The following is a 14,864-nucleotide window of genomic DNA, read 5'->3' on the forward strand; positions in this document are numbered from 1 at the left end:
GAGACGGCGCGCAGCCGGGACACCACCGCCGGATTGCCGATCTTCACCCGCTGGGCGCTGACCAGCTGGGAGAGCATCGGCGCGGACAGCCCGATCACCTGGGCGAGTCCGCCCTGGGTCAGGCCGAGCGCCTGGGTGACCCGCCGTACGACCTCGCCCAGCGGCTCGCCGTACAGCTCGATCTGTTGCTGCAGGTTCTGCCTGCTCTGTTCCATCCTCGTGCTCCTTCGCCCGGCTCCATCCGTTGGCAGCTGCAAAGATCTTCGCACTTGCGAACGCCATTTGCCAGTAGAAATTGGCTTGACATTTGCAATTGCAAACTGAGAGAGTTTGCGGCAGCGAATCCGACCCCGGAGGAAACGATGACGACTCACCACGGACACCGCCGCCCGGCGGTGCTGGCGCTTCTCGCCATCACACTGACCGCGCTGCTCGCCGGTCTGGCGGCACCGGCGGCGCAGGCCGACCCTGCTCCCGACAGCGGCAAGCTCGTGCTCGTGCTGGACTCGTCCGGCTCGATGAAGGAGCCGGCCGGCGACGGCACCACCAAGATCGCCGCGGCCCGGACCGCGCTCACCCAGGTGGTGAGCAAGCTGCCGGCGGACGCCCAGGTCGGTCTCCGGGTGTACGGCGCCACCGTGTTCAAGCGCAGCCAGCCGGGCGCGTGCACCGACACCCAGCTGACCGTCCCGATCGGGGCCGGCAACCGGCCACAGCTCCAGGCGGCGATCGCGAAGTACCAGCCGTACGGCGAGACCCCGATCGGCTACGCGCTCCAGCAGGCCGCGAACGATCTCGGCCCGACCGGGCAGCGCACGATCGTGCTGGTGTCCGACGGCGAGGCCACCTGCGCGCCGGACCCCTGTGTGGTCGCGCAGTCGATCGCCAAGCAGGGCATCGACCTGAAGATCGACGTCGTCGGGTTCCGGGTCGGCGGCAAGGCCCGCAGCCAGCTGCAGTGCGTGGCCCGCGAGGGACGCGGCGACTACTACGACGCCGACTCGACGATCGACCTGGAGGCGGGGCTCGGCAGGCTGTCCACGCGGGCCTTCCGCCCGTTCCGGATCTCCGGCACGCCGGTCCACGGGGCGCCGCAGCAGGAGGGCGCTCCGGTGCTTGCCCCGGGCCACTACTCCGACACGTTCGGGGTCGACGACACCTCGAAGCACTACCTGATCAAGCGGACCATCAAGGGCTCGACGCTGCGCGCCGGGGTCAGCTTCCGGCGTCCGTCGGGCGGCAGCCTGGTGATCCAGACTGAGGTGCGGCTGAACACGACCGACGGCGAGCGCTGCGGCTGGAGCTATCCGCGCAGCTTCGACGGCGACCAGGGCCTCGCGACCGGGACGGCCTCGAGCTGGTCGAAGTACGACACGAAGAGCGGTCCGTGCTCGGAGTCCGAGCAGATGGTGCTCACGGTCAACCCGGGCAAGGACTTCCGCGAGCTCAAGGGCGTGCCGTACGAGCTGCGGATCGACGAAGAGCCGCCGGTCGACTCGACCACCAGCCTCCCGGCGGCGGCCGACGACCCGGTCTGGGTCACGATGAAGGGGTCGACGCCGCGCGAGATCGTTCCCGGTTCGAGCTTCCCGGACGCCCCGCTGCTGCAGCCGGGGACGTACAAGACGACCCTGATGCCGGGCGAGCTCCAGCTGTACAAGGTGAAGCTCGACTGGGGCCAGCGGCTGCAGGTGCAGGCGACCGTTCCGGAGATGGCCGGCGCCACCGCCGAGGCGCTCGACGGCATCCGGTACCTCGACACCGCGGTGATCTCGCCGATCGGTGAGGACGTGTACGCGGTGTTCGCGAAGAACGTGCCGGGAGGCGGGTACAAGCGCGGTGTGCTGACCAAGCGCGGCCTGGTCAAGGCGGTCACGACGAAGGAAGTCCGGTACCTGAACCGCAACGGCGCCAACAACCAGGACACCGGTACGTCGGCGCCCGGCGAGTACTACGTCGCGGTGTCGCTGACCCGGAAGACCAACGACAAGGCGTTCACGATCCCGCTGAACCTCACCGTCGCCCCGGTCGGCGCGGCCGGCACCGGCAAACCGGAGTACGTCAACGACGCGACACCGGTCTCCGGCGAGTCCGCGACACCGACCCCGAGCGCGACGCCCAGCACCACCGCCTCAGAGCCGGCCGACCCCAACGACTCCGGCAACAAAACCGAGGCCGGTGCCCCGGTGCAGGGCCGCGCGGATGACAACGACGACGGCACACCGATCGCCCTGGTCGCAGGGCTGGGCGGCGGCGGTGCGGTGCTGCTGCTGGTCGGGGCCTTCATCGTTCTCCGCCTCCGCAGAAACCCGACCACCGAATCCGGCCCGCAGAACTGGCAGCCGCCCACCAACTACCCCAACCAGAACGGCCCCCGGCCGCCACGCTGACGACCAGCCTCAGAGTCCGGGACGCCACGGTGTCCCGGGCTCTTCCATGTGCCCACCCCGAGCGCTGCGGAGCGACGCCGTCAGTTGGTCTTGCTGAAGATCTGGGTGGCGTCGCGGATGTGGGACTCGGAGAGGGCCCGGGCGGTGCTGACGTCGCCGGTGGTGATCGCGGTGGCGATCCGGTCGTGTTGCTCGGCGGCCTGGTGGGCCCAAGTCGGGTCCTCCAGGTTGAGCGCGGTGGAGACAGCGAGCCGGGCGATGGCGCGGCGGTGGGCGTCGGCGAGGAACTCGTTGTCGCTGGCCTCGACGATCAGCTCGTGGAACTGCATGTTCGACCGGGTGGCGGCGGTGGCGTCGCTCTGGTCGACGGCCACGGCGAATTCGGCGGCGGTGTCCTTCAGGCCCTGGAACCACACCGGTGCGATCAGGCCGTCCCGCGCCCGGCTCGCGGTGAGTTCCGCGGCGTACCCCTCGAGATCGCGCCGGAAGTCGAACAACCGCAGCATCGCGTCGTGGTCCAGTCCGGCCACCACCACGCCCCGGGCGGCGGGTGCGACCAGGCCTTCGGCGAGCATCCGGCCGAGGGCCTCGCGGACCGGGGTCCGGCTGACCCCCAGCTCGTCGGCGAGCGCGGCCTCCGGGAGCCGGTCCCCGGAGGAGTACGTGCCGTCGAGGAATCGTGCCCAAACCGCGTCGTACACCGAGCGGGTCGACCCCGCGGTTCCTTGGTCAGTTCCCATGCGGACAGCATACAGACGTGTATGCAGCGTATGCATTACTAGCTATTGCATTCACTGCATGCAATATGTACGTTGACCGACGGAGGTGCTCAGATGGACTGGAGTTCGACGCTGCTACTGGCGGTGGCGGGGACCGGCGCGGGCGCGATCAACGCGATCGCGGGCGGCGGATCGCTGGTCACGTTCCCGGCGTTGCTGCTGCTCGGCTATCCGCCGGTGGTGGCCAACGTCACCAACACGGTGGCGGCGTTCCCGGGCTATCTCGGCGGTGTCTGGGGCTATCGGCGTGAGCTCGCCGGACAGGGCCGCCGGATCCTGATGCTGGGCGCGGTCACCGCGCTGGGGGCGATCGGCGGCTCGGCACTGCTCCTGCTGGGGAGTGAGCGTGCCTTCGTGGCTGCGGTCCCGTGGCTCGTCCTGGGCTCGACCTTGCTGCTCGCCGTGCAACCGTTGCTGGTCCGGTCACGGGCTGACCGGGCTCGGACGCCCCGGAGCGAACGCCTGCGGTGGGCAACCCTGGGCCAGTTGGGTGTGGCAACGTACGGCGGGTATTTCAACGCGGGCCTCGGAATCATGATGCTCGGCGTGCTCGGTATCGCTCTGGACGAGCAACTGCAGCGCCTGAACGCGCTCAAAGGTGCGCTCTCGGCGATCACCAGCGCGGTCTCGCTCGGCTGTTTCGTGATCTTCGCGACCGTTTCGTGGCCGGCAGCAACAATCATGGCCGGTGCCGGTCTGTTCGGCGGCTGGCTGGGCGCCCGGCTCGGGCGCCGGATCCCGGTCGCAGTACTCCGATGGTCGGTCGTGGCCTTCGGACTTGCCATCTCTCTCGTCCTGTTGGTGGATCATGCTTCCTGAACGTACGGACCTGCTGCTGCGGAACGCCTACGTGCTTTCGCTCGACCCGGACGTGCCGGACGGCGTCGCGGACATCCTGATCCGTGACGGCGTCATCGAGGCCGTCGAACCCGGCCTGACCGCCACCGGCGACCGTGTCCGGGTCGTCGACGCGGCCACGAGCGTCGCGCTGCCGGGCTTCGTGGACACGCATTGGCATCTGTGGAACTCGCTGCTTCGCGGCACGGTCGGCGACGCCGCCGGCCGGGACTACTTCTCCGTCAAGCGTGGTCTCGCCCCGCACCTGGAGGCCGACGACTTCTACTGGTCGGCCCGGTTCGCTCTGGCCGAGGCCGTGCAGAACGGCATCACCACGGTGCACAACTGGGACCACAACGTCCGCGGGTCCGAGGACGTCGACGCGAATCTGCAGGCGCAACTCGACTCGGGGCTGCGCGGCCGGTTCTCGTACGGGCCACGCGACTCCGCACCGGCCACCGAGGCGATGGACCTCGACGGTCTCGACGCGGCGCGCTCGCTATGGCCGAGCGAACGTCTGGACGAGCGCATCCACTTCGGTGTCGCGTTGCGTGGCCCGTACCGCACCTCCACCGAGCTCGCGCAGCGCGAATGGCAGGCGGTACGCGACCGTGAACTGCCGATCACGATGCACTGTGATCGCTGCCTGCGCGAAGCGGGCTGCCGGTCCTGCGGTCTGACGCGGCTGGACCGGGAAGGGCTGCTCGGGCCGGACGTACAGATCGTCCACGCGGTACATGCCTCGCCTGAGGACGTCGCCGCGGTCGCCCGGACCGGTACGAAGATCTCGGTCAGCCCGTTGTCGGAGATGCGCACGATGGGGTTCCCCCGGGTGACCGAGTTCCTGGAGGCCGGCGTACTGACCTCGCTCTCGATCGACACGCTGGCGATGCCGGCCAACGCCGACATCCTGGCGACGCTGCGGGCCCTGGTCTGCACCGAGTACGCGCGGACCGGACGCACCACGTTGACGCCGCGGATCGCTCTGGAGATGGCGACCATCCGCGCCGCCCGTGACCTCGGGATCGACGAGGTCACCGGCTCCCTGAAGCCCGGCAAACGGGCCGATCTGATGCTGCTGGACCGCACCCACACGTCGATGCTCCCGAGCGGCGACGTGACCGACGGCCTGATCTACCACGGCACGTCGGCGGCGATCGGCACGGTCGTGTGCGACGGCCGGGTGCTGCTGCGCGACGGCCACCTGGTGCAGCCTTCGGCGCGGCACGCGATCGAGTCCGTGAACCAGCGACGAGACGACCTGCTCCGGCGCGCTCGGGATGCCGGTACCTGGGACGACTGACCACACCGGAAAGAAGGCGAACAACGATGATGAGCCACGAAGAAACGAGAGCGTCCGGCAGACCGCCGGTGCCGGGCACCGGAGCGGTCCGGGTCCCGCGGTCGATCAGCGGGTCTGCTGCTGTGCTCATGTTCCTGCTGATCCTGATCGCGTACTCGGTGAACGCGATGGACCGGATGGTCTTCCCGGTGCTGCTCGGCGAGGTCCGGGCAGAGTACGGGTTCGGCCTGGCCGCGGCCGGGCTGCAGTCGACGCTGTTCGCGCTCGGGATGGGGATCACGGGCGTCCCGGCCGGGATCGCGTTGCGGCGGGTGAGCCGCAAGAACGTGCTGGTCCTGGGCACGCTGGTGTTCTCCGTCGCGACGATGCTGACGGTGGCGAGTTTCGGGTTCTGGGACATGGTCGCCTGGCGGGTACTGTCCGGCGTCGGCGAGGCGCTGCAGCTGGTCGCGATCCTGACGGTCTCGTCCCATGCGTTCCCCCGGCACCGGGGGATCGCGATCGGGTCGGTGAACGTTGCCTTCGGCACCGGTTCGCTGGTCGGCCCGAATCTCGGTGTGGCGTTGCACCGGTCCTTCGACAGCTGGCGGGCACCGATGATCGCCTTCGGCCTGATCGGCATCGTCGCCGCGCTGCTGGTCCTGATCGCTGTCCGCCCGGCCTTCACCGAACGGACGTCCGTACCCGCGACCGAGCGCGAGGCCGTGCACCACCTCGGCGGCGCCACCAGCTTCCGCAGCCACAACCCGCTCGTCCTGGCGGCGATCACCGTCCTGTTCGGGCTGATCGACTTCGGCTACATCGGGATGTACGCCAGCTTCACGATCGACCACCTCGGGTTCACCCAGGAACAGGCGGCGTTCGTGGTCGGGCTGTCCGGAATCGCGGCGTTCGCGTCACCGTTGGGTGGCTGGCTGGTCGACCGGCTGACCCCGCGGATCGCGATCGGCGCCCTGAGCATCGCCCAGGCGGTCTGCGGTACGGCGCTGTTCGCCGGCCCGGCCGATGTCGGCTGGCAGGCGACCTGGTCGTTCCTGTTCGGGCTGGTGGCGAGCTCGGGGGTGTACGTCGGCCTGGCCTCGTCCTTGGTCAAGAGCATGGCCGAAGCACACTCCTCGCGGGCCTCGGGCCTGTTCACCAGCTGTATCTACGTCGCCGCCGGTTTCGCCGGGCTCGTCTTCAGCCTGGTCGTCGGCGTCGCCGGCTGGAGCGCCGCCGGCCTGATCCAGATCACCGGCCTCTCCGTTCTGTCCTGTCTGCTGGCCCTGACGCTGCGCGACGCGCAGTTCAGCAGGCTTGCCCCCGTCAACCACACCGAGGAGTGACAATGCACGCGCTCTGGCCCGTGTCCCCGCCACTGGTCCCGATCGCCGGCTCGCGGGAAGGGTTTCCGGTCCGCCGGATCTATTGCGTTGGACGCAACTACGTCGACCACATCCGGGAGATGCGCGAGGGCGACGAACGCGACGACCCGTTCTTCTTCCAGAAGCCGGCCGACGCGGTCGTGCCGGACGGCGCGAAGGTCGCCTACCCGCAGGCGACCGGCGACTTCCAGTTCGAGGGCGAGCTCGTGGTCGCGATCGGTGCCCGCTGCCGCGACATCCGGCCGGAGGACTCCCCGAAGGCGATCTTCGGGTACGCGGCCGGGATCGACCTCACCCGCCGCGACCTGCAGAAGGTCTCGGTGGCCCAGGCCCGTCCCTGGGAGCCCGGCAAGTCCTTCGACGGCTCGGCGCCGTGCGGGCCGATTCTGCCGCGCGAGCGCAGTTCCGGTCTGGACGCCGGGACGCTCGTCCTGGACGTCAACGGCGACGTCCGTCAGCGCACCCGGCTCGACCTGATGATCTGGTCGGTCCCGGAGATCGTCGCCCGGCTGAGCGACCTGTACACCCTCGAGCCCGGCGACCTGATCTTCACCGGCACCCCGGCCGGCGTCGCCGCGATCCACCCCGGTGACTGCGTGACCGTACGGATCACCGGGCTTCCGTCGCTGACCATCACCATTCAGGAGCAGTTATGAGACCGAGTGAACGCCTCGACTACAGCGCGATCGACGACCGGGCGCCGCGGCAGCTGCCGGACGGCAGGAAGGTGGCCGTCTGGGTGATCGTCAACATCGAGGAGTGGACCGATGACGAGCCGATGCCGCGGACGGTGCTGACCCCGCCGGCCGGCGGCGTGCCGACGCCCGACGTGCCGAACTGGTGCTGGCACGAGTACGGCAACCGGGTCGGGTTCTGGCGGTTGCTGAAGACGCTCGACAAGCACGGTATCCCGGTGGCGCTGGCGATCAACGGCAAGGCGGTGACGACGTACGCCGAGATCACGAAGGCTGCGATCGAGCGGAACTGGGAGTTCATCGGGCACGGGTACGGGCAGAAGAACATGCAGAAGGTGCCGGACGAGCAGGACGACATCCGGCGTACGACGGACGCGATCCGGACCGCCACCGGCAAGGCGCCGCGCGGCTGGCTCGGACCGGGACTGACCGAGACCTGGGAGACCCCGGACCTGCTCGCCGAGGAAGGCTACGACTACGTGTGCGACTGGGTCCTCGACGATCAGCCGGTCGAGCTCCGGACGCGGACCCGCCCGATCGTCAACATCCCCTACACCCAGGAGTGCAACGACGTCGCGATGATGCTGATCCAGCATCACCCGGCGCGCGAGTACCTGCAGCGGGCGACCGACCAGTTCGAACAGCTCGCCGCGGACGCGGAGGATTCGGCCCGGGTGATGGCGCTGGTCGTCCACCCGTACATCATGGCCGCGCCGCATCGGCTGACGTACTTCGATCAGGCACTCGCCCACATCCGCGCAGACGAGCGGTCCGTCTTCATGACCGGTGCGGAGATCCTGGACTGGCACCGGCGGACCTCTCAGGACGCCTGACCCGGTGCGGGGGGGGTCAGGCGCGCAGCAGGAGCCAGACGGCGCTGCCGATGAGGCCGGTGGCGCCCAGGAAGCTCGCTCCCGCGATCCATACCAGTGCGCGATTCCCGCCGCGCGTGGCTGTTGCCGGCCCTGCACTGCTCGGCCCTGCATTCGTTGGCTCGGCCGCGGCTGTAGGTGTGCTTTTGGGGTCTTCGGTCGCCGCAGGGCCGGTGGGGGTCCAGTTGGGTGGGAGCAGCGGGAGCTGGTCGAAGACCTCGGGGGAGTCCGGGCGGTTGGACCAGGGGGCCTGGCCGGCAGGTGGGAGGACCCCAGTCTCGGCCAGCAGGCGGGCGGCGGTACGTGCGGAGTCCGGCCGGTCCGACGGGTCGTGCGCCGTGCACTGGCGGATGAAGCCGGCCAGCACTCCGGCGTCGGCTGCCGGCAAGTCAGAGGTAGCGGATGGCCCCGGGCGGGTGCCGGTGAGGAGTTCGAAGGCGACCGTGCCGACGGCATAGATGTCTTGACGTGGGTCGGGGTCGGCTCCGGAGAGCTGTTCGGGAGCGAGGTATCCCGGCGTACCGAGAACGGCGCTGTGCCGGGTCATCCGGGGCTCGTCGACCAGTCCGGCGACGCCGAAGTCGGACAGCCGGAGGTGCGGCCTGGCGGTGCCGGTGACGTTCAGGAGCAGGTTTGCCGGCTTCAGGTCGCGGTGTACGACGCCGGCGGCGTGGACCGCGACGAGAGCCTGGAGCAGCTGGTCCACGAGGACGGCCACGTACGACGGCGGCAGGGGACCGTGGTCACCGAGCAGGGTCGCGACGGAACCGCCTCGGACGAGGTCCATCGCGAACACCACCTTGTCGTCGTCGGCGGCCCAGCCGTGCGGCGCGATGACGTGCGGGTGCTCGATCCGGACGGACTGTTCGCGGACGAAGCGCAGCAGCGTCCCGGCGTCGTGCTGGCCGAGGACCTTGGCCGCCACGTACGCGGAGCGGCGGAGGTCCCAGGCGCGCCAGACCGAACCCATACCGCCGGTTCCGATCAGGTCGATCAGCCGGTACCGTCCCGCAAACGCCTCCACCGGCACGAAGGTACAGGGTCGCCGGACCCGCCCGGGACCACGATGTGACCTGGGTCGTGGCGGGGGTTGGGGGAGGGGGCATACTTGAGGCACGAGTGGAACCCACTCGCGTGCTCCGGGGTCGGTGTAATTCCGAGCCGGCGGTGACAGTCCGCGACCCGTGACTTCGCAAGAAGGATCGGTTGACCTGGTGGAATTCCGGGACCGACGGTGAAAGTCCGGATGGGAGGCGCACGCGGTCGGCGGGTTTGCTCCGGCGCCCGGCGGCGCGGAGCGTGGGCTGTGAGGCCTGCGGGACGCGGCGGCGAGAGCGGCAACGGACGGGAGTTCGGTGCCGAAGGACGCGGCGGAACCAGCGGGACCGGCGGATCAGGTCCCAACAGGTACCGGCGACGGCGACGGAGCAGAGGTGCCGAGCGAGGCCCCGGAGTGCGTCCGTGACGACGAGGGGCCCGAGTAGTGAACGACGTGTCGCCGATGGATGTCGCGTGGATGCGGCGTGCCGTCGAGCTGGCCGCGCGCGGCACCGGCAGCACGCATCCGAACCCGGTCGTGGGTTGTGTGATCACCGCGAGCGACGGGCATCCGGCCGGCGAGGGATTCCATGCCGTTGCCGGCGGCCCGCATGCCGAGGTCGAGGCGCTCCGGATGGCGGGTGCCCGGGCTCGCGGCGGTACGGCGTACGTGACGCTGGAGCCCTGCAACCACACCGGCCGCACCGGCCCGTGCGCGGACGCGCTGGTCGAGGCGGGCGTCGCGCGCGTGGTGTACGCCGTACCGGATCCGAACCGTACGGCGGCCGGCGGCGCGGACAAGCTGCGCAGCAAGAACATCGACGTCGTCGAGGGCGTACTGCGGTCCGAGGCCGAGGCGGTCAACCACGTGTGGCTGCACAGTGTCCGGGTCGGGCGGCCGTTCGTCACCTGGAAGTTCGCGACCACACTCGACGGGCGGTCCGCGGCGCCGGACCGGAGCAGCAAGTGGATCACCGGCCCGCTCGCCCGCGCCGACGTACACCGGCTGCGGGCCGAATGTGACGCGATCGCCGTCGGCACCCAGACGGTACTGGCCGACGACCCGGAGCTGACGGTCCGGGACGAGAACGACGTACCCGCTGCGCGGCAGCCGTTGCGGGTGGTTGTCGGCGATCGGGAGATCCCGGCGACCGCACGGGTCCGCAACGACCGCGCGGAGACCTTGCTGCTGCCGACCCACGATCCCGCCGAGGTGCTCCGGCAGCTTGACGACCGGCAGATCCGGCATCTCTGGCTGGAGGGCGGCCCGACGCTGGCCGCCGCGTTCCTGCGCGCCGGCCTGGTCGACCGGATCGTCGCGTACGTCGCTCCGGCCGTGCTCGGTTCGGGGTACGCCGCGGTCGGCGATCTCGGCGCGGAATCGATCGACCACCTGCGGCGGTTCAACCTAGCGGACGTCACCCGCCTCGGCGACGACGTCCGGCTGACCCTGGTCCCTCTGGGAGGAAAGTAGATGTTCACCGGCATCATCGAAGAACTCGGCACGGTCGAGTCCCTGGAGCTGCTCGAGGGCGACGCGGCCAGGGTCACCATCCGCGGGCCGCGGGTGACCGAGGACGCCGCGCACGGCGCCTCGATCGCGGTCAACGGCTGCTGCCTGACGGTCGTCGACTACGGCGGCGGCGTGTTCACCGCGGACGTGATGCGCGAGACGCTGCAGCGCACCGGCCTCGGCGGCCTGGAGAAGGGTTCGCCGGTCAACCTGGAGCGGGCGGTCGCCGCGCACGAGCGGCTCGGCGGGCACATCGTCCAGGGGCACGTCGACGGTACCGGCACGATCGCGTCGCGGACGCCCGGTGAGCGCTGGGAGGACGTCCGGATCGCGACCTCGCCGGAGATCCTGAAGTACGTCGCCGAGAAGGGCTCGATCGCGATCGACGGCGTGTCGCTGACGGTCACCGATGTGGACGACGCGAGCGGGACGTTCGGTGTCAGCCTGATCCCGACGACGCTCGAGCTGACCGTGCTCGGCGTGAACAAGGTCGGCGACACGGTGAACCTCGAGGTCGACGTGATCGCGAAGTACGTCGAGCGCCTGCTCACCGCGGGCGGCAATCCCTCTTCTGTTGCTGGAGGCAACAAGTGAACCCGATCAACTGGCTGCTGACCTCGCAGGTCACGATCGCCGGCTCGCCGGTGCTGGTCCGGGAGATCGTCGGCAACGTGTTCGGCCTGGCCAGTGCGCTGTTCGGGATGCGCCGGCTGGTCGCCGCGTGGCCGGTCGGCATCGTCGGCAACGTACTGCTGTTCACGGTGTTCATCGGCGGCATCTTCGACACCCCGCAGGACAAGGACCTCTGGGGCCAGGCCGGCCGGCAGGTGTTCTTCGCGATCATCAGCCTGTACGGGTGGTACCGGTGGTACCAGTCCCGTCACCACGGCGCCGCGCAGGCGGTGCAGCCCCGCTGGGCGACCACCCGCGAGCGGCTCGAGCTGCTCGGGATCGGCGTCGTCGTGTATGCGATCGCGTACTTCGTACTGAAGGCGCTCGGCTCGTGGGGCCCGCAGTGGGACGCGTGGATCCTCACCGGATCGATCCTGGCGACGTACGGGATGGCGCGCGGGTTCGTCGAGTTCTGGCTGATCTGGGTGGCCGTCGACGTGGTCGGCGTACCGCTGCTGGTGCAGGCGAAGTTCTACCCGTCGGCGACGATGTACGTCGTGTACGGGCTGTTCTGCGTACTCGGGTTCGCGTCGTGGTGGAAGATCCAGAACCGCGAGCGGGCCGCAACCCCCGAAGCTGTGGTGGTGGGCTGAGATGGGAACCGTGCTGAAGCTCGACACGATCGAGCACGCGATCGAGGAGATCCGGGCGGGCCGACCGGTGATCGTGGTCGACGACGAGGACCGGGAGAACGAGGGCGACCTGATCTTCGCCGCGTCCAAGGCGACGCCCGAGCTGCTGGCGTTCCTGATCCGGTACAGCTCCGGGGTGGTGTGCGTGCCGATGGAGGGCGCTGAGCTGGACCGGCTCGGGATCCCGTTGATGACGCCGCACAACCGCGAGCGGATGCGGACGGCGTACACGATCTCCGTCGACGCGCGGGACGGGATCAGCACCGGCATCTCGGCGGCGGACCGGGCGCGGACGATTCGGGTACTCACGGATTCGGCGTCGGAGTCGTACGACCTGGTGCAGCCGGGGCACGTGTTCCCCTTGCGCGGGCGCGACGGCGGCGTACTCGTGCGACCCGGGCACACCGAGGCGTCGATCGACCTGGCCCGTCTTGCCGGACTGACCCCGGCGGCGGTGATCTCGGAGCTGGTGAACGACGACGGCACGATGAAGCGCGGGCAGGACCTGCGCGCGTTCGCGGACGAGCACGGCTTGGTGCTGGTGTCGATCGACGACCTGATCCGGTACCGGCGGCGTACCGAATCGCAGATCCAGCGGGTCGCGACCACGACACTGCCGACGCAGTACGGCGATTTCGTTGCCCACGGCTACCGGAACATCGTCGACGGGTCGGAGCAGCTCGCACTCGTCCGCGGTCCCCTGGGTGACGGGCCGACGTTGGTGCGGCTGCATTCGGAGTGCTTGACCGGGGACGTTTTCGGGTCGCTGCGGTGCGACTGCGGGCCGCAGCTGGACGAGGCGCTGCGGCAGGTCGCTGCTGAGGGCGGCGTCGTCGTTTACCTCCGCGGGCACGAGGGGCGGGGGATCGGGCTGCTGCACAAGCTGCAGGCGTACGAGCTGCAGGACGCCGGGCGGGACACCGTCGACGCGAACCTGGACCTCGGGTTGCCGGCCGACGCCCGCGACTACGGGACCGGGGCGCAGATCCTCGCCGACCTCGGCGTGAAGTCGGTGCGGCTGCTGACCAACAACCCCGACAAGCTCGCGGGCGTCCAGGGGTACGGCATCGAGGTCGTCGAGCGGCGCGGCATCTCCATCGACCCGACCGAACACAACCTGCGGTACCTGCGCACCAAACGCGACCGGATGGGCCATCATCTCCCCGAGGGCCTGTTGACCGAAGAGAACGGAGCCGGCTGATGTCGGGCAGTGGAGCACCCACCATCGAGGTCCCCCGCGTCGAAGGCGCCCGGGTCGCGGTCGTCGCCGCCCAATGGCACCCGAAAGTCACCGACGGCCTCCTCGCCGGCGCCCTCCGCGCCCTGCGGGACTCCGGCGTGACCGACCACACCGTCGTCCGCGTCCCCGGCTCCTTCGAACTACCGGTCGCCTCGTTGCATGCGGCAAAGTCCGGGTACGACGCGGTCGTCGCCCTCGGAGTGGTGATCCGCGGCGACACCCCGCACTTCGAGTACGTCTGCCAGGCAACCACCGACGGCCTCATGCAGGTCGGCGTCACCACCGGCGTCCCCGTCGGTTTCGGCGTCCTCACCTGCGACAACGACCCCCAGGCCCTGGACCGGGCCGGCCTCCCCGACAGCCGCGAAGACAAAGGCTACGAAGCAACCCAAGCCGCCCTCTCCACCCTCTCTGCCATCCGCCAACTGAGCTAACCAGCCCCCGCGCGACTGGGGTAAATCAGCCCCGCGTGCTGCGCAGCCGCTACCTTCGTCGCGCTGCTCCTCAGACGCGTCTGCTCCGCGCGCTCCCACCCACCCTCCGGCTAGCGCCGGCAGCATCCGTTGCCCGCTAGCGCGGGCGAGCTGCGGGCTGCCGCCCGCGGAGTGACTGCTTGGCGGAGGCCCGCGGGTAAAAGGCCGGGTGGTGACCGCGTCCTGTGGTCCACCGCCGGGCGCGACTGCTTTACCGAAGCTCGAGGTGGACAGCTGGTTGCCGGGGTGTGGGAACAGGCGGGTGTGCCGCCGGGGGCGAGCTGGTGTCCCGCGTGGTGCCAGGGTCTATGCCTCGGGCGGCTAGTTGTCCGACGTAGCCATGAGTCGACTGGTGAACCCGGCGTTGACAAGACGGTGGTAGGCAGCGAGGACGTCGTCCGGAACACCTTGCTCCACAGCGAATCCGAGCGCCGGGTACTCGATCACACGTTGGAGATCGCCGACCAGCATGTCGACGACGAGTGCCGGACTGCCGATTTCGGAGAGATAGGCGGAGAAGTCGATCGGCTCCGACGCACAGACGACGTCGACTTCCGGCCACACCTTCCGGCAGGTGGCGTAGGCGCGGCGTTCCATGTACGGCTTCGAGATAAGCATCACCGACTCGATCGCATCGCTGAGCAGGTCCCGTGTGTAGGCGATGTTCTGGCCCGTGTTGGTGGCCCGCGGCTCAACCAGGATTGCGTCTGCGGGCACGCCGAGCTCGATCGCGTGAGCCCGGTAGTGAACGGCCTCACCGCGGGGAAATCGCTTGGCCGTGGTCTGGCTGTTCGCCCCGGTGAATACCAGTCGCGGATACAGACCGCGCTGGTAGAGCCCGGCGGCGAACGTGGCCACACCGACGTCATGGCTTCCCAGGCCGATCCCGACGGACACCCGACGCATTTCGTGGCCCAGTTGGTGGTAGTCCCAGATCAGCCTCGCGTCGGCAAAGTCCTCGTCGCGCAGCCTCGTGGTGAGCCGATCCACCGTCTCGTTGTCAGCCATCACTTCGCTCTCGGTAGGTTGCGGTCGTCATCAGCGAGTCAAGCAGTC

Annotated in this window: 15 protein-coding genes and 1 riboswitch; of the genes, 11 read left to right on the forward strand and 4 right to left on the reverse strand. The window is 69.7% G+C overall.

The window, feature by feature from the left end:
- Positions 1–215: helix-turn-helix domain-containing protein (locus tag VFF46_RS18330; protein ID WP_414673072.1), on the reverse strand; the 215-nt coding region annotated here is incomplete at its 3' end.
- Positions 216–362: 147 nt separating this feature from the next.
- Between VFF46_RS18330 and VFF46_RS18335 the strand changes: the two genes are divergently transcribed.
- Positions 363–2,390 (forward strand): vWA domain-containing protein, encoded by a 2,028-nt coding sequence (locus VFF46_RS18335; protein WP_325038356.1) that lies wholly within the window; start codon positions 363–365, stop codon positions 2,388–2,390.
- A gap of 80 nt (positions 2,391–2,470) precedes the next feature.
- On the opposite strand, the gene VFF46_RS18340 is transcribed toward VFF46_RS18335, so the two are convergent.
- Entirely contained in the window at positions 2,471–3,130 is a 660-nt protein-coding gene (locus VFF46_RS18340) for a GntR family transcriptional regulator (RefSeq protein WP_325038357.1), read from the reverse strand.
- 93 nt (positions 3,131–3,223) lie between these two features.
- Here VFF46_RS18340 and VFF46_RS18345 point away from each other — a divergent pair, with 93 nt between their 5' ends.
- The 5 genes from VFF46_RS18345 (at position 3,224) to VFF46_RS18365 (ending at position 8,201) form a co-directional block, all read left to right on the forward strand.
- The gene (locus tag VFF46_RS18345; RefSeq protein WP_325038358.1) at positions 3,224–3,988 is read left to right on the forward strand and encodes a sulfite exporter TauE/SafE family protein; all 765 of its coding nucleotides are present in this window, start codon (positions 3,224–3,226) and stop codon (positions 3,986–3,988) included.
- Positions 3,978–5,309: an amidohydrolase family protein gene (locus VFF46_RS18350; protein WP_325038359.1), complete on the forward strand. Its 1,332-nt coding sequence runs from the start codon at positions 3,978–3,980 to the stop codon at positions 5,307–5,309. Before VFF46_RS18345 ends, VFF46_RS18350 begins: the two co-directional genes overlap by 11 nt.
- Positions 5,310–5,377: 68 nt before the next feature.
- A complete protein-coding gene (locus VFF46_RS18355; protein ID WP_325038360.1) occupies positions 5,378–6,634 on the forward strand; it encodes an MFS transporter in 1,257 nt (418 codons plus the stop codon).
- 2 nt (positions 6,635–6,636) lie between these two features.
- Positions 6,637–7,329 carry a fumarylacetoacetate hydrolase family protein gene (locus VFF46_RS18360; protein WP_325038361.1) on the forward strand — a complete coding sequence of 231 codons (693 nt, stop codon included), beginning with the start codon at positions 6,637–6,639 and terminating at the stop codon, positions 7,327–7,329.
- On the forward strand, positions 7,326–8,201 hold the full coding sequence (locus VFF46_RS18365) for a polysaccharide deacetylase family protein (protein WP_325038362.1): 876 nt from the start codon (positions 7,326–7,328) through the stop codon (positions 8,199–8,201). The genes VFF46_RS18360 and VFF46_RS18365 overlap by 4 nt, the downstream gene beginning before the upstream one ends.
- A gap of 16 nt (positions 8,202–8,217) precedes the next feature.
- Here VFF46_RS18365 and VFF46_RS18370 read toward each other — a convergent pair whose 3' ends face one another.
- Positions 8,218–9,264, reverse strand: a complete 1,047-nt coding sequence (locus VFF46_RS18370) for a serine/threonine-protein kinase (RefSeq protein ID WP_325038363.1) — start codon at positions 9,262–9,264, stop codon at positions 8,218–8,220.
- 107 nt (positions 9,265–9,371) lie between these two features.
- Positions 9,372–9,502, forward strand: a riboswitch (FMN riboswitch).
- A gap of 239 nt (positions 9,503–9,741) precedes the next feature.
- On the opposite strand from VFF46_RS18370, the gene ribD reads away from it, so the two are divergent.
- Genes ribD through ribH form a run of 5 tightly spaced genes read left to right on the forward strand, consistent with a single transcriptional unit; the run spans position 9,742 to position 13,769 of the window.
- On the forward strand, positions 9,742–10,752 hold the full coding sequence (ribD, locus tag VFF46_RS18375; protein WP_325038364.1) for a bifunctional diaminohydroxyphosphoribosylaminopyrimidine deaminase/5-amino-6-(5-phosphoribosylamino)uracil reductase RibD: 1,011 nt from the start codon (positions 9,742–9,744) through the stop codon (positions 10,750–10,752).
- Positions 10,753–11,385 carry a riboflavin synthase gene (locus tag VFF46_RS18380; protein ID WP_325038365.1) on the forward strand — a complete coding sequence of 211 codons (633 nt, stop codon included), beginning with the start codon at positions 10,753–10,755 and terminating at the stop codon, positions 11,383–11,385.
- Positions 11,382–12,056 carry a nicotinamide riboside transporter PnuC gene (pnuC, locus tag VFF46_RS18385; RefSeq protein ID WP_325038366.1) on the forward strand — a complete coding sequence of 225 codons (675 nt, stop codon included), beginning with the start codon at positions 11,382–11,384 and terminating at the stop codon, positions 12,054–12,056. Before VFF46_RS18380 ends, pnuC begins: the two co-directional genes overlap by 4 nt.
- A gap of 1 nt (position 12,057) precedes the next feature.
- Positions 12,058–13,296, forward strand: coding sequence for a bifunctional 3,4-dihydroxy-2-butanone-4-phosphate synthase/GTP cyclohydrolase II (locus tag VFF46_RS18390; RefSeq protein ID WP_325038367.1), 1,239 nt, complete (start codon positions 12,058–12,060; stop codon positions 13,294–13,296).
- Entirely contained in the window at positions 13,296–13,769 is a 474-nt protein-coding gene (ribH, locus tag VFF46_RS18395) for a 6,7-dimethyl-8-ribityllumazine synthase (protein ID WP_325038368.1), read from the forward strand. The genes VFF46_RS18390 and ribH overlap by 1 nt, the downstream gene beginning before the upstream one ends.
- Positions 13,770–14,129: 360 nt before the next feature.
- On the opposite strand, the gene VFF46_RS18400 is transcribed toward ribH, so the two are convergent.
- On the reverse strand, positions 14,130–14,816 hold the full coding sequence (locus VFF46_RS18400) for a YdcF family protein (protein WP_325038369.1): 687 nt from the start codon (positions 14,814–14,816) through the stop codon (positions 14,130–14,132).
- Between the last annotated feature and the right edge of the window lie 48 nt (positions 14,817–14,864).

It is taken from the genome of Kribbella sp., assembly GCF_035655035.1.
GTDB lineage: Bacteria > Actinomycetota > Actinomycetes > Propionibacteriales > Kribbellaceae > Kribbella.